Here is an 18730-nt window from a genome sequence, read left to right as displayed (position 1 = left end):
CTGCGCACGGGCCGCACAGGCGGAAGGTGCGGGCACAAAAAAACGGGCCGGTCCGTGGGGGGGGGTTACGGACCGGCCCGAGGGGGGGTTTCCACCATAACCCTTCGTAAGTGCTGATGCGTGCCACGCCACCGAATTATCACTCTCCGAATTCATCGGACTGCGCAGCGGGCATATCCGCAGATGTGTCGCGAGATGCACCAGAGACGCCTACAGGACAGTTCCCGTCCTGTAGGCGCCCTACATTCGGCCCATGACGACACGAGCCCGCACCATCACCGTGAGCTGGTCCCAGGCGAACGCACGGCGTCTTGACCGGCAGTTCCTCTCCGATGCGGCCTCCTTCGGCGGTCAGGCCGCGCAGGGCGTGACCGGCGCCGTCGGCACGATGCTCGGGGCGCACGCGCAGGTGCTGTCGGCCGCGGAGCTCTCCGTCGGATTGCGCGCGCCGGGGACGACACGCACAGATGTGCGCGCGGCGCTGTGGACGGACAGGACCCTCGTCAAGACCTTCGGGCCACGCGGCACCGTGCATCTGCTGCCGGCCGGCGAGCTGCCGATGTGGACCGGAGCACTCTCGGCCCTGCCCAGGCGCAGCAGTCCGTCTCCCAGCGACGCCAGGATGACGCCGGACCAGATCGAGGCGGTCGTGGCCGCGGTCGCCGACGCCCTGACGGGCGGAGAGCTCACGATCGACGAGCTCTCCGAGGAGGTGATCGCCCGCACCGGCCCGTGGGCGGGGGACCTCGTGATGCCCGGGTTCCAGGCGATGTGGCCCCGCTGGCGCCAGGTGCTGCACCTGGCGGGCCACCGGGGTGCCCTGTGCTACGCGGCGAACCGGGGCCGCAAGGCCACGTACACCAACCCGGGGACCGTCCCGATGCCCGCCGGTGAGGCTACCGCCGAGCTCGTACGGCGCTATCTGCGGGCGTACGGGCCCGCCACGCCGGGCCACTTCGCCCAGTGGCTGGCGGCGCCACGCGGCTGGGCCGGGCAGTTGTTCGAGGACCTGGCCGGCGCCGGCGCGATCGAGGAGGTGGCCTTCGAGGAGTGCGGCGCCGCCTGGGTGGTGGCGGGTGACACCCGTTTCCCGTCACAGGCGCCGCGCGGCGTGCGGCTGCTCCCCTATTTCGACGCGTTCACCATCGCCTCCCGGCCGCGCGAGCGGCTCTTCCCCGGCGCGGCGTACGAGCGTGCGCTGGCAGGCGGTCAGGCGGGTAACTTCCCGGTGCTGCTGGTGGACGGCACGGTCGCCGGGGTGTGGCACCAGCGCCGCTCGGGCAGGCGGATCGCCGTCACCGTGGAACCGCTGAGCCCCCTGGACGCCCGGCGGACGCGCGCGCTGGAGGAACAGGTGGCGGGGCTGGGCGAAGTGATGGAAGGAGAGACCGAGCTGACGGTGGGAAAGGTGGGCGTGGGCCCGCACGCGTAGGGCGGACCCGGACGAGCCCGGTGGGCCCCGCCGGGTCCCGCCGGGTCCCGCCCCGGATCAGCGGGGTACGAAGCGGATCGCCACCGTGTCGCCGCCGCCGATCACGAAGTCGCCGTTCTCGCACCGGATCATCGCCTCGCGCACCTCACCGTGCCCGTCGCGCCGCTCCTGCGTGCCCGTGACCGTCCAGGCCCCGCCGTGCGGAGGGGAGGGCAGCCGGCCGAGCTGTTCGAACTGCCACTGGCCCGCGGGCACGCACCAGTCGGGAAGGCCGGGCCAGGCTCCCGAGGTGATGCTCAGCGTGTGGTCGGAGGCACAGGTCAGCAGGACCGACTCACCGCTCTCCAGCACGAATTCGACGGCTTCCGGCTCCCCCGCGCGCCCCTCGGGCCGGTAGAAGAGGCCGTGGACGGCGGTGATCCGCGCGCCCGTGAGCCAGTCGCCCTTCCCGTGGCGCGGCCGGCCGACCGGCGGGCTGATCTCTCCGCCCGACATTTCGCTTCCCACCGACATGACCTGCTCCTTCGTTGTGCGCTCAACCAACAGGGTCGCACTACTCATGGGTAGGACGGAGGGGCGGGTGATGCCGTTGCACCCGTGGTCCGTGAAGCCGCCCTCAGGGTAGGGCCCTGCGGGACCACCGGCCGGCGCGCTGGTTTCCGTGCCTCGACGAGGAAGCGGGCGCTGTGTGCGACGAAGGGACCCTCCTCCTCCATCTGCCGGTGCAGGGAGCGCAGTTGGGGTAGGTAGGCCCCGACGGTGAAGCCGGGGACCATCCAGATGACCTTGCGCAGGAAGTAGACGACGGCGCCGATGTCGAGGAACTCGACACGCAGCCGCTCGGCACGCAGGTCCGTCACTTCGAGTCCGGCTGCCTCCGCGTCCTCCCGCGCGCGTCGCGGGTCGCGGGCACCGCGCTGCTCGGCGGACAGCGGGCCGAGGAAGTACTCGATGAGCTCGAACACGCTCTCCCTGCCCACCTGCTGGGAGAAGTACGTGCCGCCGGGGGCGAGCACCCGGGCGATCTCGTCCCACCACGTCGTCACCGGATGGCGGCTGACGACCAGGTCGAAGGCGTGGTCGGCGAAGGGCAGCGGCGGCTCGTCGGAGTCCGCGACGACCACGGCACCGCGCGGGCGGAGCAGGGCGGTGGCGCGGGCGACGTTCGGCGGCCAGGACTCGGTGGCCACGGTGAGCGGCGGCAGTACGGGCGCGGAGGCGAGGACCTCCCCTCCCCCGGTCTGGATGTCGAGCGCGGCCTCCGCACGTGCCAGCCGGTCGGCCATGGCCCGCGCGTACCCCCAGGAAGGGCGCTGCTCGGTGGCCCGCCCGTCGAGCCACGAGAAGTCCCAGCCGTCGACGGACACGGTGTCGGCCTCCGCGACGAGGGCCTCGAAGCGCGCGTCGGAGGCGGAAGGGACGAAGGGTGCGGACGATCCGGTCATACGGGGAGGGTGCCAGTCCGCGAGGACCTGGCGCGAGCGGATATCACGTACGTGGGTACGACGGGTGGGATTCACGCGACGAGGCCCCCGAACAGCAGCCCGACGAGCGCTCCCGCGATCATGAACGGCCCGAACGGGATGCCCGTCCTGCGGCCTGCCCGGCGCATCAGCATCAGACCCGCCCCGTACAGCGCGCCGAACAGGAAGCCGGCGAAGCCGCCCGCGAAGAGCACCGCCCAGCCGTACCACCCGAGGGCCACTCCCAGCGCGAGGGCGAGCTTCACGTCGCCGAAGCCCATGCCGTCCGGGTTGATCCGGAAGAGCAGGAGGTAGAAGCCTCCGAGTGCCACTCCGCCGAGCAGGGCGGAGGTCCAGGATCCGCCGTGCTCGGGCAGCAGGGCCGCTGCGCCCAGGAGCGCCGCGGCGGCACCGGCCAGGGGCAGCGTGAGCATGTCGGGGAGCCGGTGGACCCGGCGGTCGATGACGGCGAGGAGCACGGCGACGGGGGCCAGCAGCAGCCAGACGGCGGCTTCGGGCCGGGCGCCGGTCGCGGCGGCGAGGGCCGCACAGGCGAGCACGCTGACCACCGGGGCGGCGACGTCGGGTGCGTAACGGCCTTGTCCCGCCGGGGTCTCCGGGGCCGCGCCTCCGGGTGGTGCGGGGACGGCCACCGCGCACTCCGCGCACCTGGCCGGGCCGAGCCAGCCCCGGGCGGGCCCCGGCAGCGCGTGCCCGGCCGGGCACGCGTCGCGCCAGGGTTCCTCGGGCTCGACGGAGAAGCGGTACGCGGCACGCGGGAGCAGCAGCCCGGCACCGGCGCCCCAGAGCGCGGCGACCGCAATCAGTGTGGAGTCCACGGTCCCGACCCTAATCCGGCGGGCACGGCGGGGTCTTGGGTCCTGGGGCCCACCGCCCCTCGTACCGGACCCACGCGCCGGCCGCGAGGTCTACGGTCGGGCCCATGGGGAAATGGCGCAACGGCAACGGGACACTGACGGTCGGTACTGGCTCCGGGGTGCGGGAGGTGCCGCTGCGCATCGCCGCCTCCTACCGGGCGCGGGCACGTGGACTGCTCGGCGTGGACGGTGTCGACGGTGCGCTGCTGATCACCCCGTGCGGGAGCGTCCACACCTTCCGGATGCGGTTCGCCATCGATGTGGCCTACCTGGACCGGAAGTTCGACGTCGTGGCGGTACGCACGATGAGGCCCGGCCGGTTCGGCCTGCTCAGGCTCCGCGCCCGCCACGTGGTGGAGTCGGAGGCCGGGGCGATGGAGCGGTGGGGCCTCCGGCCCGGGACGCGGGTTCGGATCTCCGTACCCGCCGCGGAGGGCTCGCCGCCCGCGAGGTGACGGGCATGGCGGCGGGCCCGGTTCACGGCGGCCCCGGGCCCAGCAGCGTCCATGCCCCGTACGCGGCGGAGCCGACGGCCAGCGCGGCGACGACCGACGCCGTGCGCGCCCTCGCGCGCAGGCCCGCCAGCGCGACGGCCGGAGGCAGGAGCAGGGGGAACGCGGGCATCATCAGGCGCGGCCGGGAGCCGAAGTAGCCGGAACCGATGAGTGAGATGACGACGACCGCGATGCCGTACAGCAGGACGGGCAGCGGCTGCCGCTGCCGTACGCACAGGAGGACCAGCCACCCCAGCAGCCCCAGCGCCGCGCAGAGCCCGAGCGCGGCGGGAAGCGGCAGTCCGGCGATGAAGGCGGCCAGCGCCCGGCCGCCGTCGATGCTGTTGCCCCACTGCGCCTGGACGTCGAAGTACGCGAACGCGCCGCCCTCGCGTACGGCGACGAACACCACGTGGCCCAGCCATCCCAGCGGTGCGAGGCACACTCCCAGCAGCATCGTTGCGTTCCGGCGCAGCAGGCCCCGCCGGTCGCCCGCGCGCCACTCCCGTACGAGGACGGCGGCGGCGGTGACCGCGAGCGCCGCGACGAGGGCGGCGGCCGAGGGCCGCGTCAGCCCGGCGAGCACGCACAGCGCGCCCGCGACGATCCAGCGGTCCCTGAGCACGGCGTACAGGGACCAGGCGGCGAGGGCGGTGAACAGGGTCTCGGTGTACGCCATCGACTGCACGAACGCCGTCGGGTACGCGCCCCACAGCGCGGCCAGCACCACCCCGGTCCGCCGCCCGTGCAGCCGGGCTCCGACGGCGAAGATCCCCCAGGCCGCGAGGAGCCCCGCCAGCCAGGCGACGGCGATGCCCGCGCCCTGCACCGTGAGCGGGGTGACCGCGGCGAGGCCGCGTTCCAGGGCCGGCAGGAGCGGGAAGAAGGCCAGGTCGGGGTGGACGCCGCCGTCGGGGAGGGTGACGGTGTGGCCGTAGCCGTTCTCCGCGATCCGCTGGTACCAGACGGAGTCCCAGCGCCCGCCGAGCAGGTGCAGGGCGTCCTTCCCCGCGGCCGACGCCGACACCTGGAGGACCAGCAGCCCGACGGCCCTGACCGCCGCGTAGGCACCCAGGGCGGGGGCGGCGGCGGTGAGCAGGGCCATGGCGCTGTGCCGGGTGCTGCGGGATTCGGGCGCCACCGGGCGGGCGCGCGTCTGCTGATCGGGCATGCGGCAGATTATGGGCCCGCTGCCGCGGAGGCCACCGACCCGGGCCGTCAGGAGCGCGGGGACCTGCTCACCACGCCGGGCTCGGCGGTGGGCCTCCTCCGGCCCGCAGGACCTCCGCGTGACGGACCTGCCGGGTGCCGAGTCCCCGGCCTATCAGCGGGGCGACCGTGCGGATCAGCTTCAGCTGCACGGAACGCAGGACGCGCACCGTGGTGTCGTCGGGCCAGCCGGTCGTGGTGGACCACTCGTAGCCCGAGCCGACCACGTCACTGGCGAAGGCCAGCTCGGTCGCCAGCAGGGCCCGCGCCCAGTCCATCGGGTCCAGCGCTTCCTCACCCGCCAGCGCGCTGCGGATCGACATGCCGCGGTCGCTCAGGTCCTGAACACCGTCGAAGCCCATGGCCACGGCGAACTCCTCGGTGCAGCGGGCCGGACCGCACCATTCCATCAGTCCTAGCTGGAGGAGACGGGACTCCTCGTCGTTCAGGGCCAGCTGCTCAGCCGTGGGCACGCGCCGTCACCTTCCGATTGCGGCCCGGCCCGGCGCCGTGGGGGGGCACGCCGGGACGGGCATCGATCACCTGCGGCGCAGACGCTAATCGCCGCGGCGGACGCCCGTCTTGGGCCCAGGGGCCCAACCCGGGGCCTCAACCGTCCTGGCCGGCCTCACGGATGCGTTCCACCCGCGCCCCGGGGAGTGGGCCGACCGGCTTCTCGACCGCGTGCACGATCAGGACCGGCCGGGTGTTCCCGTCCGTGTCCCCGTCCAGGACCCGCGCCCGCGTGCTGGTGCCGTCGGGCGTGGCCGCCCAGTAGGCCGAGGGGCGCACCCCGGCCGCCGGATGGAGCACGGTCGTGCCGAGCCGGGCTGCGAGCCGGCGCGCCGCCTCGGCCTCGGCGGGCGGCGCGGGCTCCACGCCCGCCGACACGTGTACGTCCCAGGCGAGCGCGAGGTCGCCGTCCAGGTCCGTGAAGTGGCACAGCACCGCGGCCGTCCAGTCACGGTGGCCGTCGGAGTCTTCTGCCACGTCCACTTCGGCCGCTGTCACGCCCACCACGTCCGCCAGGGCGGCAGCCATGGCGTCCGGTGAGGTCCGGTGCACGGTCAGGAAGGTGTAGGAGGTCATCGGCGTCCCCGGCCCGTCCTCGGCACCACGGGCCCACTCCGCCGCAGGGACGAGCCGGCCACCCGGAGGCGCCTGCCGAACGCACCCACCGCACACCGTCCTTACGGTCCGATGCAGTCCGACAGCCGTGCCGGTACGGCATTTTACGACGACGGCGCGACGTCCGGACGAAGCCGGTGAGCTGTCCGCCGACCGCCCGTGCGCGCCCACTTCTCCGACCGGGACCGCGGCGGACACATTTGGGTCCGCATTTGGGGCCGGGGGCCCAGGTCGGGCTGGATTCCCGGCAATACATTCGCCCGGGAGCAGCGGGGCGGGTGTCGGCGAGAGGGTGGACCGTGAGCGGTGGCGGCTGGGGAGACCGGGGCGGGGGCCACATACCGCCGGGTGGCGGCTGGTTCTTCCCGCTGAGCCGCGGCTGGGCGGCCGGCGCCCTCGTCCACGTCACCACCGGGTTCCTGGTGGCGCGGGCGCTCGTCGGGACGCTCGCCACCGACGAGCGGCTCGATTCGTTCGGCTGGCGACTGGCCTTCCTGCACCTGCCCAACGTTCTCGTGACCGCCCTGGCGGTCCTGGCTGCCGCCCGCGCCCTTCCCGGCCGGCAGCGGGGCTCACGCGCCCTGCGTCTCGTCGGCGCCCTCGTCGTGCCCGTCGCCGCACTCGCCTTCGGCTACGCCGTGACGTGGGACGTGGTGAACACCGAGGGGCTCCTGATGCCGGTGGTGGCGATGGTCACCGGCGCCGCCGTGGGGCTGTCCCTGGACCGGCTCCTCGATGGCCGCGACACGCACTCCGCACCTCCGTCGCACGCGTCGGCGGGCGGACGCTCGTACGACTGGCGTGACAGCGGCGCCACTGCGACCGAGTACCTCGGCGTCGTCGTCCTGGTCGTCGCACTGGTCGGCGCGCTGGCCATGGCCGGTCTCGGAGGCCGGATCGGTGAAGGCATCCGCTGCGCCGTCAGCACGCTCACCGGGGACGGCGTGGGCTGCACGACGGGCGGGGACGGCACGGCGAAGCCGAAGACCGACGCCGACTACGAACCCAGGCTCTGCCAGATCTCCAACGTCTCCGACACCGCGGGCGGCAAGGTCAGGATCGGCTGGTTCGAATGGGGCGAGGAGTACGGCTTCCAGCAGAAGGTGGCCCGGGCCAACCATGATGTGAACGAGGACGGAAGGGTCGACGAGGACGACAAGCTGGTCTACATGACGTTCACCGACGCGGCGTCCGCCGGCCTCAACGCCAGCACCCCCGGCGTCAAGCTCGGCAGCCTGGGCAAGGCGGACATCGACATCGGCGGCGGCATCAAGATCACGAACGGTGACACCTGGGTGTTCAGGAGCGAGGCGGACGCCCGGAGGATGCGGGACGACATCGAGGAGATGAAGATGTGGGAGACCTCGATGAAGCACAGCGGCGGCTACGGCGGCGGCTGGTACTCCGGCATGAAGTGGGCGGAGAAGACGGAGGACATCGAGAAGAAGATCGGCGACAAGAAGATCTCCTACTCGACCCTGGGCATCAACGCGTACGCGGACGGCGGCCTCTCCGTCAGGGCCGGTGACGACACGAGGCTCGGCGCGAAGCTGGGCGGCAAGGCAAAGTTCTCGCCGGACGTGACGATCACCAAGGACGACGTCAACGGCAACGAGTCGTACACCTACACCGCGAAGCTGGAGATCGAGGGCAAGGTGAGCGGCACCGCGGGCCCGCTGGGCGGCACCGCCGGTGCCAAGGACACCCGCACCGGGGCCATCACCGTCACCCGCGACCAGAAGACCGGGAAGATCGTGCGGATCGACATGACGCAGACGGTCGACCAGACATCGACGTCCGACAAGGGCGAGGTCGGCGGCGACAACGGCAGGACCGGCAAGGACAAGCGCGGCGGCAAGGGCGGCATCACCGACTCCTCCGGGGACACCGGCATCGAGGTACTCACGAACTCCGTCGTGTTCGGCAAGGAGACCGACGAGACCACCGAGGCGAAGCGCTCCGTCGCCGAGGAGTGGCTCGACGGCTCCGGCAACAACACCGCCCCGTTCGAGTACATGTTCGGCGATCACGCCCTGGAGAAGAGGCCCGACGGGGCGGCCCCCTTCGCACAGTTGATGTTCCAGGACGGTCTGTCCAGCACGATGCGCTACCACGGCGAGTCGGACGCGCAGGAGTTCGGATTCGAGGTCTCGCTGGGCATGAGCCTCGGATTCTCGATCTCCGGCGATCAGAAGGAGGAGACCCTGACGGACGCGGAGTTCCTCGGTGCTCCGCAGGGCGACAGGCGCACGTACCTCCCGTACAGCTACTGCGCGCAGTGAACGCGCACGACGAAGGGGTGATGACGTTGACGTCGACGTCGACGAAGTTCAGGGCGCTCGGCGCGGCCGTGGTAGCCACCCTCGGCCTGGTGCTGGTCAGCGGCTGCGGCGGGACGGAGGCCGCGGCGGTGCCGGACGGCTGGGGCACGCTCGACACGAAGAGCGTGTCGGTCGGCTACCCCGAGGCCGCGGGGTACGCCCCGCAGCCGGCCGCCGAGCGCAGCGAGGCCAACGCGGCGGTCGCGCTCAAGCAGGAGGAGGGGCTGCGCACCGGCATGGTCTCGGTCCAGCTGGACTTCGCCACCGGGGTGAGCGACGCCGGTGAGGCCGCCGCCGCGGCGGGCGCCGGGATCGGGCTGGGGGCAACCCGCACGGACACCCGGGACGTGCGCCTCGCGGGCGAGGAGAGCGCCAGTGAAGCACGCAGGATCGACTACGAGTTCACCTCGTCGGGCGAGGAGTCGACCCCGGCGAAGGGGACGCGCATGACGGGGGTCGTCGTGGCAGGTGTCGACTCGAAGGGCGTGCCGTTCGCCATTCGGATCAACGCGGTGAAGGGTGAGCTGAGTCCGGCGGAGCTCGATTCGTTCGTCGGGTCCATCACCGTGAAGTGAGCGGCGCCTTTCAGGGGGGGGCCTGCACCCCCTTCGAACGTGAAGCGGGTTGGGGAGCCCGGCGCCACCTCGACCCGAAGCACCCGCCCCGACGAACACGCACGCTCCCCGGCCGCGCAGCGGCCCTGGTTGTCCACAGGCCCGCGCAGCGGTCCGTTCCACGCGGCATCCTCTTCCCCATGACGGGGAAACCTCACCAATTCGCCCGGGGTGGCGTTCTGCTCACCCGGGAGGCCGTGGCGGCCGGTGTGCCGGCGCGGCAGTTGAGCCGACGGCTGAACGCAGAACGCTGGCAGCGCGTCACGCGCGGGGCCTGGGTCGCGCCGGGTGTCGAACTGACGCCGTGGATGCGGGCCCGCGTCGTGCAGATACTGCACCCCGGCCTCATCCTCAGCCATCGCGCCGCAGCCACACTCCACCGGATCGAACTGCTGCGGGAGTCCATCGAGTTCACCGAGCCCTCGGGCCTCAAGGGCCGACGCCACGGCTTCACGGTGCACCGTACGCCCCTCGCACCGGACGAGATCTGCACCCGCGACGGGCTGCTGGTCACCACGCCACTGCGCACCTTGCACGACCTGCTCCTGACCGGCACGAGGGACGAGGCGCTGGTAGCCGTCGACTCCGCCCTGGGGACGCGCGTGGTGGGCGGAGTCCGCCGAAGGCGCGTCATCACCATCGACACGTTGGCCGCCGCGTGCGCGACGCACCCCACCCGACGCCATGGCACACCGAGGGCGAAGCAGTGGCTCGCACTCACCGACCGGCAAAGCGGCTCGCCCGCCGAGACGATCGCCCGGCTACGGATGCACGACGCCGGTTTGCACCCGCTCAGCCAGGCGGAACTGGTGACACCGGACGGCCGGCGGGTCCGGCCCGACTTCCTCTTCCTCCGGGAGGGTGTGGTGGTGGAGATCGAGGGTTACGCCTACCACGGCAGCCGCGAGGCACACCGCCGTGACCTCGCCCGCTTCAACGTGCTGAGCGCCTGCCCCGGAGTGCGGCGGGTTCTCCGCTTCCCCGCCGCGACGGTCTTCCGGACCCCCGACCGCATGCTCGACGAGATCCGCGCGGCGCTAGCAGGTGCGAGCCCTTCCTCGTTGGGAAGTTACGGACGCCCAAGTCGGACATACAGGTCGGGAAATCATCCGTAGAGTCCCAACGACCGCCCGGCGCCCCTCACTGCGGAAGGACGGCCCAGGACTTGGTGCCCTGGTGGGGTGACCGGGCCTCGCAGGTGCCCCAGTCGCCGCCCCAGTCGTCGACGACGGCCGCCAGCAGCCAGAGGGCGCGGCGGCGCCGGACATCGCAGAGCGCGAGGGTGTCCGGGTCGGCGTGACGGGGGTGCTGGTCCCAGAGGACGAGGCGGAGGGCGCCGTCCCGGTGGCGCAGCGAGAGGTAGAGCTCACGGCCGGGCGTGAGTGCCGCGTTGACGGCGATCAGTTCGGTGACGGCGAGCGCGGCCGGCCACCCGTGGGAGCGCAGCCCGTACGTGGACAGCGCGGCCGTGACCGCGTGCCGCCCCACCACCGCGCTGCGGGGGTCGCCGGGAAGGGTGAGGCTGAGGACGAGCCCCGGGTGAGGGCGCGGTCTCGGGCGGGATTGCGGAGCGGACCCGGAGGCGGGGAGGGACGGCCTCGCGGGGCAGAGGGCGGTGCGTCGGGGTGGTGGCGAGTACGGGTGCATGACGACTCCCGGATACGGGGGCTGAGTTGACGGTCACCGTCGCTGCGGCCGAGCTGTGGCCTGTCTCCCTGACGCGGACCCGCCCCTCCCAGGGCAGGAGGTGCGGGCAGGGCCGCGTGATGCACTTCGGTCCGGACGCAGCGTGTGCGGTGCGGTACTCAAAGTAGACAGAGAAAGGCACCCGTGTCTCCATATTGGAGGCAATTGCCTCCTTGCGAGTGGACCGCGTCTCCCGCTCAGCGGCAGACTGTGCCTACCGTCGGCGGAAGAAGGGGCCCATGCCGAGCAGTTCCACACCTACCGAGCGCCAACGGCGTCTCGGCGCCGAGCTCCGGAAGATGCGTACGGCCGCCGGAGCCACGACCGCGTACGCAGCGGGGCTGCTGGGCGTCGACAGGACGAAGATCTCCAACATGGAGGCTGGCGTCCGGCCGGTGACAGCAGAGCGCGTGCGCACACTCGCCTGTAATTACTCGTGTTCTGACGTCCGCTATGTGCAGGCGCTCGTGGACATGGCCGAGCATCGCGAGCGCGGCTGGTGGGAACAGCACCGGGGCACCCTGCCCTCGGGCCTGCTGGACATCGCCGAGCTCGAGTGGAACTCCACGCGAATCCGTACCGCACAAACCGTCCACCTGCCGGGCCTGCTCCACACCGAGGAATACGCGCGGGCGGTGTTCGGTGCCGTACTTCCGGCACTCTCGCGGCTGGAGGTGGAACTGCGCGTGGCCCACCGCATGGAGCGGCAGCAGGTACTGGACCGCCCGGCGCCGGTCGACTACGTGGGCTTCGTGCACGAGGCCGCGCTCCGCATGCAGTTCGGTGGCAGAGACGTCACACGGGAACAGCTCACCTACCTGTGCATTGCCTCTGAACGCCAGAACATCGAGCTACGCGTCGTCCCCGTCGACCGCGGCGCGTTCCCCGGCGCGGGACATGCGCTCCTGTACGCGCACGGCGCCGTGCCACAACTGGACACGGTTCAACTGGACTCCGCGCACGGACCGGAGTTCATGCACGCCGAAGCGCAGCTCACCAAGTACCGAGCCCACCTGGATTGGATGGAGCGAACGGCCCTCGGCTCCGCCGAGTCACGAGACTTCATCCAGGCCGTCTCACGTCAACTCTGAGGAGTTTCGTCATGCTCGAAGTCAATTGGGAAGAGCCCTACTGCGGCGAGGGAAACAACTGTTTCCGGCTGGGGACGGACACCGAAGGCAACGCGTTCATCGCAGTCCTCGGCCAGGAGGATCGTTACCTCACCGACAGCCGCGAGGCCCTCCAGCAGATGATCCGGGACATCAAGGCGGGCAAAGCGGACCACCTGCTCTAAGCCGCCCGCCCGTCGGCCCGGTGTCGGCGGCCTCCCAGCAGCCGCCACGCACCCAGGCCCAGGACCAGCACCGCCCCGAGGCCGATCCCGCCGATCCCGACCGCCCGCATCGTGCCCCCGTCACCAGTGGCGGGGCCCGTATCGCCCAGGCCGAACCCCGCCGCTGCCGCGTCGCCGTCGTACGGGGGGCCTGGCTGCGTCTTCCCCTCCAGTCCGACGTCCAGCGTCAGGGGGACGCTGCTGGGCACCTTGGGGTCGAGGGTGACCTGGATGTAGTACCAGCCCTGGAACCGCATCGCCGACTCCGCGTCCGATTCGCCGACGAACCGGTTCGCGTAGGCGGCCGGGGCCGTGCCGAGGTCGACTCCGGCGGGAGCACCCGTGTAGCCGGCGCTCTTGTCGGCGACTCGGCCGCGAGCCGTGTTGTACAGCGCGAGACGCAGACCGTTGACGGCGAAGAACGAGTCGTCCGAGGTGGCGTTGGCGAGCTGGGCCCGCAGGAAGAGCTGTTGGCCCCAGGCGACCGGCACCTTGTAGAACCGGCTGTCACCGGGCCGGATGTCATCCCGCCAGGCCCCGTCGTCAACGGCCGCGGCGTCGTTGAACCCGGTGCCACCGCGCACCTTATGCGGCGTGCCACTGCCCGGCGACGGCGCCTTCGAGCTCCAGGAACTCGGTGCCTGCGGCTCGGAGGCACCGGGCTTGAGGCCGGGTTCGGCCATGTAGGTCAGCTCGATGGGCCACTTCGCGGCGCCGCTGGTCTGCTGCCCCGACCAGGCAACGGTGTAGAGGTAGTCCCCGGCCTGCCGGCAGGCCGTGTTGTCGTCGCTGATGCGACGAGAAGCGTAGTCCGCGATCGGGCGGGTGGTGTCGCCCCCGAAATAGACGGCCGGGCCGGAGCCGCAGGGCGTGCCGTCGGCCGAGGTCAGCGCGACCTGAATGCCGTCGAGGATGCCGCTCCTCGTACCGGGAGGCGGGGCGAGCACCGTGGAGACGAACGCGTTGGACGTCTCGTCCAGCCGGACCCGGTAGTACTTCTTCTGGCCGGGGCTGATGGTGTCCGAGTAGATCTTCGCCCGTTCCAGCCGGGGTCCGTCCGCGCTCGACGCCGTGCCGGTGACGGGCAATGCCCCATCGGCGGGCCGGTACGCGGAGGCTCCGCCCGGAGCGGCGTCGGCGCGCGGGTGCGCCGCCGCCGTCCCCGGCAACAGCAGTACGCAGGCCAGCGCAGCCGCTGCGGTCACAGCGTCCACGGTCCTCGACTTCATTACGCTCCTAGCTTCCGGCACCGGGACCGCCACTCGCGCGGAGTCCGGTGCCCCGGCCGGTCTCTGCCGGTTCTACGAACCGCTGGTGCGCTGGAAGGTGACCTCCACGCGGCGGTTCTTCTTACGGCCCTCTTCGGTCTCGTTGCTCGCGATCGGGTACTCCTCCCCGTAGCCACGGATCTCGAAGGTGACGTTCGGGAGGCCCGGGGAGAGGACTCCCGACACGGCGTCGGCCCTCTTCTTCGAGAGCACGTCGCCGTGCGCGGAGGAGCCGAGGTCGTCGGTGAAACCGAACACACGGACCTTGGTGGCGCTCTGGTTCCTGATCTCCTCGCCGATCGCGACGATACGGGCGTTGGCCGCACCGCTCAGCTTCGCGCTGTCCTTGCCGAAGAGGACCTCGGCCTGGAGAGCGAAGGTGATGTCGACGTTGGTGTCCTCGCGGCGCTCCTCGCCCCCCAGGTCCTCCACGACGGACTTGATGTCGAGGACGCGGACATCGCCGAGGGTCGCACCGTCACCGAGCATCAGACCGGGCGAGTTGGCGTCGACCTCGACGGGCGGGGAGGCAGCGGGAACGGCTGTGGGGTTGTCGTCCGCCGTCGCGGAGGCGGTGCCCCAGAGCGTCGAGGTGCCGACGACCACTGTCGCGACGGCGCAGAGTCCGACGCGGCGGCGCAGCGCGCCTCGTGGTGCGCGGGAGACGGAGGTGGGTGGCTGCACGGTGGCCATCACCCGGAGATCTTGATCGTCGCGCTGGGCATGGTCGGGAGCTGGAAGTCGACATCGCTGGTCCCCGCAGGCGGTGCCGGGAACTGAACGAAGAACGGTGTCGTGGCTCCGGGCGCGATGCCCGTCGTGAACTGGGTGCACAGGCACCTGCCGTCCGTGTCCCGCAGGGTCAGATATCGTTTCTTCCCTGTTTGATCCACCAGAGAGGCGCCGGCAACTGATGCCCCGTTGCCGACCATCTCCTCCTCGGCCCCCTGCCAGCCCACAGCAGTGAACTGCTGCTCCGAGCCGTTCGTGACACTGCCCTTGACGGTGACGAACCCACCGGCGTCACGCTCGGCAGAATTGATGACCAGGTCGATCTCGCCCGGCCCCTTCACGCTGGCGATCACTTCCGATGTGTCGGGGCTCTTCTGCGTGCCTGGCGAACTCGACTGCTGTGACGCCGAAGCATTGGGCTGCTTCTCCCCGCCCTCGGGCTGGTTGTCCTTGCCGTCGTCTCCCCCGCAAGCTGTCAGGACGACAGCCATGGCTACGGAAGCGGCGGCTACGACAGCCCCTTTCAGACGAATCCGGGTCATGGCTGCACGCATCGGCGTGTTCCTCTCGGTGTCGATCATCTACTTGTCGGCCAGGTGGACGGAGAAAAGGTCTGCCAGGTCCGGCAGGAGATCGAGGTGCTTCGGATCGATGTCGAAGTCGTCGAAGTCTGCGTCATCGCACACGACTTTGTATGCCTTCTGCTCCTCGTCCTGACCCGTGTCGCCGTCGTCTTCGCTCTCCTCGGCCGGACTCGGCTCGGGACGCGCGTCCTCTTCGATGCGGCATCGAGGCTCGATCACTGCTCGCGCGGTGGCCTTGGCCTTGGTGGTCTTCGTAACGGCGATCACCGAGTCGCCGACGGGCTTGTTGCTCTCGACCGTGACGGTGTACGAAGTCTCCGGCAGGTCCTCCGCGAAGCAGTCGATTGCGTGGGCGTCGTTCGCGGCAGCCAGCCAGTCGGCGGCTTCACACGAATTCGAGCCGGCTCCGCGCCCGCTCAGAAGATCGTCCCACCCGTCCAGGTCGAAGACCTCGGGCCAGCTCAGCTGGTCGCGGGCATCGGTGGCCGCCGCCAGCGCTGCCGCGTCCGCGGCCGTCTGCGCCTCGTTCTTCTTCATCGAGGCCTGGCCGACGGCGAAGTAGGCGAACGCCAGGAAGAGCAGGCCCGCCACCACCATGATGTAGATGGGGAAAGCCTGCCCAGCGTCTCGCTTCTGTCTACCTGCTACTTGCCGCCAGTGATCTTGGCGATCTGCGTGGTGATGGCACCACCGATCGCTGCACCGATGTTCGTCAGCATGAGCACTCCGATGATCGCCACGACCACCACGATGATGCCGAGGTACTCCACCGCGCCCTGCCCCCGGTCCCCGCGCGCCTTCATGCGCTCCACCGAGGTGTTCGCCCAGACCTTGGCGTTGACGGAAGCCTTCAGCATCAGCTTGCTCATGGTGTTCCCCTCCGGATCCGCCCGGCCGACGGCCGGCCGACGTGTCTGTCTCTGTGGTGCCGCCTCGGGTACCGGCTTCCCCCTGGCCGGTCCCCGAGTCAACCTGAGAAATGTACGCCCGCGCGGCCCCTCCGGCGGAGGGCCCCAGGGCCCAAGCCCGGGCCCAAAACGGTCGTTGCGCCTGGCGTCCGGCGCGTACCGCTCCCGTCGTGGGGCGTCTCCCCCGTTCAGCCATGGCTGTCTGTCCCCCTCGGTCCAGGACCCGGGCCCGGTGCCGTGCCGAGCCACCGGGCTATCGCCTCGCTGCGGCTGGTGCTGTGCAGCTTGGTGAAGATCCTGTTGATGTGGTTCTTGACGGTCTTCTCGCTGATGAAACAGGTGGCGGCGATCTGCTGGTTGTTCATGCCCGAGGAGATGAGCTCCATGACCTCCGCCTCCCGTGAACTCAGGTCGTACTGCTGCCTGTTGAGCGCCTGCGGCCGGATGTTTCCGCTGTCGGACGAAGACTGTGCCACACGGGGTTGCAGTCGCGAAAGGCTTCGCGGACGTCCTGCCGGTCGCACCGAGGGCAGCACCGGCGCCGGTGCTGCCTGGGCGCCGCTCTCCGGGGGCTGTGCCGGAGAGCCGGGCCCGTCGGACGGGCCGGACGCCGCCAGTGCTGCCCCGAGCCCCTCCGGGAGCTGCCTCGGATGCCCGCCCGCCCCTTGGCGCACCTGGGCCAGGAGCGCGTTGGCCGCTGTGGCGGTGAAGGGGGCCCGGCCGCTCTTCGTGTCGCGTACGGACTGCACCAGTTCGTCGGCGGTGAACTCGCCGTGGACCAGGTAGCCGCCCGCGCCCAGGCGCAGCGCCTCGTGCACGATGTCGCTCTCGCGGCTGTACGTCAGCATCATCACGGGTGCAACCCGCACCAGGTGTGGCAGTGCGGAGATGCCGTCCACCCCGGGCATCCGCACGTCGAGCAGGATGACGTCCGGGCGGTGGCGTACGGCGGCGTCGTAGGCCTCGCGTCCGTCGGCCGCCTCCGCCACGACCTCGATGTCCGCGCGGCCGCCGAGCAGGACACCGAGCCCCGCACGGACGACGGGGTTGTCGTCCGCGACCACGACCCGCAGGGGCCCGGGGGCCGGTGCGGCGGGGGCGGCGGGGAACGCGGGCATCGGCTGCTGAAGGTCCGGAGGGATCCGGGTGGCCGGGAACGCGGGGGAGCTGGGCTCCGGGCCGAGCGGGGTGTCGCGCGAGGACGTGGACCGGGGGGTGTGACTCTGTGCCGCCCGGTCCTGGCCCGACATACGGGAGACGTCGTCCGGCATTCTGCGACCTCCTCTCAGGTGTCGTGGTGACGAAGGTACGGGGGCTGCGGGGCGGAGCGGAGATATTCGGCCGACGTGCACGTGCGGTCACGGGTCCGCGGCCGCCGTCCCGGGTGGGGCGAGAGCCGCGGTCGGCAGTTCCACGCGGACCTCGGTCCCCTTGGCGGCCCGCCCCTTGCCGATGCGGATGCGGGCACCGATCGAGGCCGCGCGTTCGACCATGCCGACGAGCCCGAAGTGGCCGGCCCGCCTCAGGTCGTCGAGGGCGAGCCCCGTGGGCAGCCCCTTGCCGTCGTCGTACACGCTGACGCGCAGGACGTCGCCCTTGATGCCGGCGAGTACGACGAGATAGGTGGGGTGGGCGTGACGGTTGGCGTTCTCCATCGCTTCGGAGGCCACGGTGAGCAACTGTCGGGCGACGACCGGGGGGACCAGGGGCACCGGTGTGTCGCCGAGGGTGCGGAACACCGTGTTCATCCCATGGCGCCGGTTGAAGTCCTCTGTCCTGCCGCGGAGTTCGGTGATGAGGTCGATGCCTCCGTCCAGCCCCGAGTCGCGGCGCAGGTCGGAGAGGAGCTCACGGGATTCGGCGGCGGCCCGGCGGGCGGACCGGGCCACCAGTTCCGCCTGGTGTCTGACGGTGAGCGGGTCCGTGTGCCCCGAGGACTGGGCCAGACCGTCGGCCGCCAGGGCCAGACCGTGCAGGGTCTTCGCGACGGAGTCGTGCATCTCGCGGGCGAGGCGGGCGCGTTCGTCCTCGACGGCGGCGCTGACGGCGAGGCGCGCCCGGGCCTCCGTCAGTGCCTGGCTGGCCGCTCCGACCCGGAGCATCAGATTCCGCAGAGTGACGCCGGCGGCTCCCGCGAGGACGCAGAAACCGGGGAGGAGGAGCACGTCGGCCAGGCTGGACTGGGGGTGGTGGTCGACGCCGTAGGCCGCTGCCAGGATCAGGCACTGCAGGGCGGCGAAGATGCCGGCGACCCGCCAGCCGTAGAGCAGTCCGGCGAGCAGCGGGGTGCAGACGACCGCGTAGCCGAGGGTCGACTCCGGGGTGGCGGTGAACAGGAGCAGCGCGCCGAACACCATGTCCACGCCGAGGAGCAGCGGGTATCGCACGAGGAGCGGCCCGAAGCGTTCCCAGTCGCGGAAGAGGGCGTACGAGCCGACGAACGTCACCACGACGGCCGATCCCACGAGCCAGCCGGCGAGACCTGGGGCGCTGTTGCCGGCCGCCTGCGGTGTGCCGATGGTGATCATGGCGAGCCGGAAGAGGAACACCTGCCGGGCCAGCGCCTGGAGGGCGTTGACCTGGATGGACACCGTGGGGGCCGGGCCCGCCGGGGTGGACAGGGTGCGGCGGGGGTCCGTGGGCTCCGGATCGGGTTCCGGCTGCAGGGAGATGCGCATCG

20 protein-coding genes and 1 pseudogene are annotated in these 18730 nt (G+C 71.5%); 7 read left to right on the top strand and 14 right to left on the bottom strand.

Annotation, left to right across the window (positions count from 1 at the left end):
• The first annotated feature begins 253 nt into the window (after positions 1-253).
• Complete coding sequence (locus JOC24_RS03600) at positions 254-1432, top strand: winged helix DNA-binding domain-containing protein (protein WP_205018597.1); 1179 nt, start codon at positions 254-256, stop codon at positions 1430-1432.
• Positions 1433-1489: 57 nt separating this feature from the next.
• On the opposite strand, the gene JOC24_RS03595 is transcribed toward JOC24_RS03600, so the two are convergent.
• From JOC24_RS03595 to JOC24_RS03585, 3 genes are all read right to left on the bottom strand, one after another.
• Entirely contained in the window at positions 1490-1945 is a 456-nt protein-coding gene (locus JOC24_RS03595; protein ID WP_205018596.1) for a hypothetical protein, read from the bottom strand.
• Between the two features lie 44 nt (positions 1946-1989).
• On the bottom strand, positions 1990-2877 hold the full coding sequence (locus tag JOC24_RS03590; RefSeq protein ID WP_205018595.1) for a class I SAM-dependent methyltransferase: 888 nt from the start codon (positions 2875-2877) through the stop codon (positions 1990-1992).
• Between the two features lie 71 nt (positions 2878-2948).
• On the bottom strand, positions 2949-3734 hold the full coding sequence (locus JOC24_RS03585) for a prepilin peptidase (protein ID WP_205018594.1): 786 nt from the start codon (positions 3732-3734) through the stop codon (positions 2949-2951).
• A gap of 104 nt (positions 3735-3838) precedes the next feature.
• Between JOC24_RS03585 and JOC24_RS03580 the strand changes: the two genes are divergently transcribed.
• Complete coding sequence (locus JOC24_RS03580; protein WP_205018593.1) at positions 3839-4228, top strand: DUF192 domain-containing protein; 390 nt, start codon at positions 3839-3841, stop codon at positions 4226-4228.
• 22 nt (positions 4229-4250) lie between these two features.
• Here the strand turns inward: JOC24_RS03580 and JOC24_RS03575 are convergent, their stop codons facing one another.
• The 3 genes from JOC24_RS03575 to JOC24_RS03565 form a co-directional block, all read right to left on the bottom strand.
• Positions 4251-5438 carry a glycosyltransferase family 39 protein gene (locus JOC24_RS03575; RefSeq protein WP_205018592.1) on the bottom strand — a complete coding sequence of 396 codons (1188 nt, stop codon included), beginning with the start codon at positions 5436-5438 and terminating at the stop codon, positions 4251-4253.
• Positions 5439-5505: 67 nt separating this feature from the next.
• Positions 5506-5949: a hypothetical protein gene (locus JOC24_RS03570; RefSeq protein ID WP_307792621.1), complete on the bottom strand. Its 444-nt coding sequence runs from the start codon at positions 5947-5949 to the stop codon at positions 5506-5508.
• Between the two features lie 136 nt (positions 5950-6085).
• Positions 6086-6565 (bottom strand): hypothetical protein, encoded by a 480-nt coding sequence (locus tag JOC24_RS03565; RefSeq protein WP_239579397.1) that lies wholly within the window; start codon positions 6563-6565, stop codon positions 6086-6088.
• A 338-nt stretch (positions 6566-6903) separates the two neighbouring features.
• On the opposite strand from JOC24_RS03565, the gene JOC24_RS03560 reads away from it, so the two are divergent.
• From JOC24_RS03560 to JOC24_RS03550, 3 genes are all read left to right on the top strand, one after another.
• A complete protein-coding gene (locus JOC24_RS03560; RefSeq protein ID WP_205018591.1) occupies positions 6904-8886 on the top strand; it encodes a hypothetical protein in 1983 nt (660 codons plus the stop codon).
• Between the two features lie 20 nt (positions 8887-8906).
• Positions 8907-9500, top strand: coding sequence for a hypothetical protein (locus JOC24_RS03555; protein WP_205018590.1), 594 nt, complete (start codon positions 8907-8909; stop codon positions 9498-9500).
• Between the two features lie 179 nt (positions 9501-9679).
• Positions 9680-10654, top strand: a complete 975-nt coding sequence (locus tag JOC24_RS03550) for a type IV toxin-antitoxin system AbiEi family antitoxin domain-containing protein (protein WP_205018589.1) — start codon at positions 9680-9682, stop codon at positions 10652-10654.
• A 25-nt stretch (positions 10655-10679) separates the two neighbouring features.
• On the opposite strand, the gene JOC24_RS03545 is transcribed toward JOC24_RS03550, so the two are convergent.
• A complete protein-coding gene (locus JOC24_RS03545; RefSeq protein ID WP_205018588.1) occupies positions 10680-11030 on the bottom strand; it encodes an ATP-binding protein in 351 nt (116 codons plus the stop codon).
• 434 nt (positions 11031-11464) lie between these two features.
• Between JOC24_RS03545 and JOC24_RS03540 the strand changes: the two genes are divergently transcribed.
• Both JOC24_RS03540 and JOC24_RS03535 read left to right on the top strand, forming a co-directional pair.
• A complete protein-coding gene (locus JOC24_RS03540; RefSeq protein WP_205018587.1) occupies positions 11465-12316 on the top strand; it encodes a DUF5753 domain-containing protein in 852 nt (283 codons plus the stop codon).
• Positions 12317-12327: 11 nt separating this feature from the next.
• Positions 12328-12519, top strand: coding sequence for a hypothetical protein (locus JOC24_RS03535; RefSeq protein WP_205018586.1), 192 nt, complete (start codon positions 12328-12330; stop codon positions 12517-12519).
• Here JOC24_RS03535 and JOC24_RS03530 read toward each other — a convergent pair.
• The 7 genes and pseudogenes from JOC24_RS03530 to JOC24_RS03500 all read right to left on the bottom strand — a co-directional run bounded on the left by JOC24_RS03530 (position 12516) and on the right by JOC24_RS03500 (position 18728).
• On the bottom strand, positions 12516-13763 hold the full coding sequence (locus tag JOC24_RS03530; RefSeq protein ID WP_307792620.1) for a hypothetical protein: 1248 nt from the start codon (positions 13761-13763) through the stop codon (positions 12516-12518). The two genes, JOC24_RS03535 and JOC24_RS03530, sit on opposite strands and share 4 nt — an antisense overlap.
• 96 nt (positions 13764-13859) lie before the next feature.
• Positions 13860-14519, bottom strand: a complete 660-nt coding sequence (locus JOC24_RS03525; RefSeq protein ID WP_205018584.1) for an OmpA family protein — start codon at positions 14517-14519, stop codon at positions 13860-13862.
• On the bottom strand, positions 14519-15139 hold the full coding sequence (locus JOC24_RS03520) for a hypothetical protein (protein WP_239579395.1): 621 nt from the start codon (positions 15137-15139) through the stop codon (positions 14519-14521). The genes JOC24_RS03525 and JOC24_RS03520 overlap by 1 nt, the downstream gene beginning before the upstream one ends.
• Positions 15140-15751: pseudogene (locus JOC24_RS03515) on the bottom strand (pilus assembly protein TadG-related protein); the annotation flags it as partial.
• A gap of 35 nt (positions 15752-15786) precedes the next feature.
• Positions 15787-16011, bottom strand: coding sequence for a hypothetical protein (locus tag JOC24_RS03510; RefSeq protein WP_205018582.1), 225 nt, complete (start codon positions 16009-16011; stop codon positions 15787-15789).
• 227 nt (positions 16012-16238) lie between these two features.
• Positions 16239-17321, bottom strand: a complete 1083-nt coding sequence (locus tag JOC24_RS03505) for a response regulator transcription factor (RefSeq protein ID WP_205018581.1) — start codon at positions 17319-17321, stop codon at positions 16239-16241.
• 87 nt (positions 17322-17408) lie between these two features.
• A complete protein-coding gene (locus JOC24_RS03500) occupies positions 17409-18728 on the bottom strand; it encodes a sensor histidine kinase (protein ID WP_205018580.1) in 1320 nt (439 codons plus the stop codon).
• Between the last annotated feature and the right edge of the window lie 2 nt (positions 18729-18730).

Origin of the sequence: Streptomyces sp. HB132 (genome assembly GCF_016909575.1) — a bacterium.
Lineage (GTDB): Bacteria > Actinomycetota > Actinomycetes > Streptomycetales > Streptomycetaceae > Streptomyces.
This window is presented reverse-complemented; position numbering and strand designations above follow the sequence as displayed.

Excerpts from the sequence above, each read along its gene's own strand:
- JOC24_RS03600 (WP_205018597.1), top strand. The coding sequence starts at position 254 with ATGACGACACGAGCCCGCACCATCACCGTGAGCTGGTCCCAGGCGAAC.
- JOC24_RS03595 (WP_205018596.1), bottom strand. The coding sequence starts at position 1,945 with ATGTCGGTGGGAAGCGAAATGTCGGGCGGAGAGATCAGCCCGCCGGTC.
- JOC24_RS03590 (WP_205018595.1), bottom strand. The coding sequence starts at position 2,877 with ATGACCGGATCGTCCGCACCCTTCGTCCCTTCCGCCTCCGACGCGCGC.
- JOC24_RS03580 (WP_205018593.1), top strand. The coding sequence starts at position 3,839 with ATGGGGAAATGGCGCAACGGCAACGGGACACTGACGGTCGGTACTGGC.
- JOC24_RS03575 (WP_205018592.1), bottom strand. The coding sequence starts at position 5,438 with ATGCCCGATCAGCAGACGCGCGCCCGCCCGGTGGCGCCCGAATCCCGC.
- JOC24_RS03565 (WP_239579397.1), bottom strand. The coding sequence starts at position 6,565 with ATGACCTCCTACACCTTCCTGACCGTGCACCGGACCTCACCGGACGCC.
- JOC24_RS03555 (WP_205018590.1), top strand. The coding sequence starts at position 8,907 with ATGACGTTGACGTCGACGTCGACGAAGTTCAGGGCGCTCGGCGCGGCC.
- JOC24_RS03550 (WP_205018589.1), top strand. The coding sequence starts at position 9,680 with ATGACGGGGAAACCTCACCAATTCGCCCGGGGTGGCGTTCTGCTCACC.
- JOC24_RS03540 (WP_205018587.1), top strand. The coding sequence starts at position 11,465 with ATGCCGAGCAGTTCCACACCTACCGAGCGCCAACGGCGTCTCGGCGCC.
- JOC24_RS03535 (WP_205018586.1), top strand. The coding sequence starts at position 12,328 with ATGCTCGAAGTCAATTGGGAAGAGCCCTACTGCGGCGAGGGAAACAAC.
- JOC24_RS03525 (WP_205018584.1), bottom strand. The coding sequence starts at position 14,519 with ATGGCCACCGTGCAGCCACCCACCTCCGTCTCCCGCGCACCACGAGGC.
- JOC24_RS03520 (WP_239579395.1), bottom strand. The coding sequence starts at position 15,139 with ATGATCGACACCGAGAGGAACACGCCGATGCGTGCAGCCATGACCCGG.
- JOC24_RS03510 (WP_205018582.1), bottom strand. The coding sequence starts at position 16,011 with ATGAGCAAGCTGATGCTGAAGGCTTCCGTCAACGCCAAGGTCTGGGCG.
- JOC24_RS03505 (WP_205018581.1), bottom strand. The coding sequence starts at position 17,321 with ATGCCGGACGACGTCTCCCGTATGTCGGGCCAGGACCGGGCGGCACAG.
- JOC24_RS03500 (WP_205018580.1), bottom strand. The coding sequence starts at position 18,728 with ATGCGCATCTCCCTGCAGCCGGAACCCGATCCGGAGCCCACGGACCCC.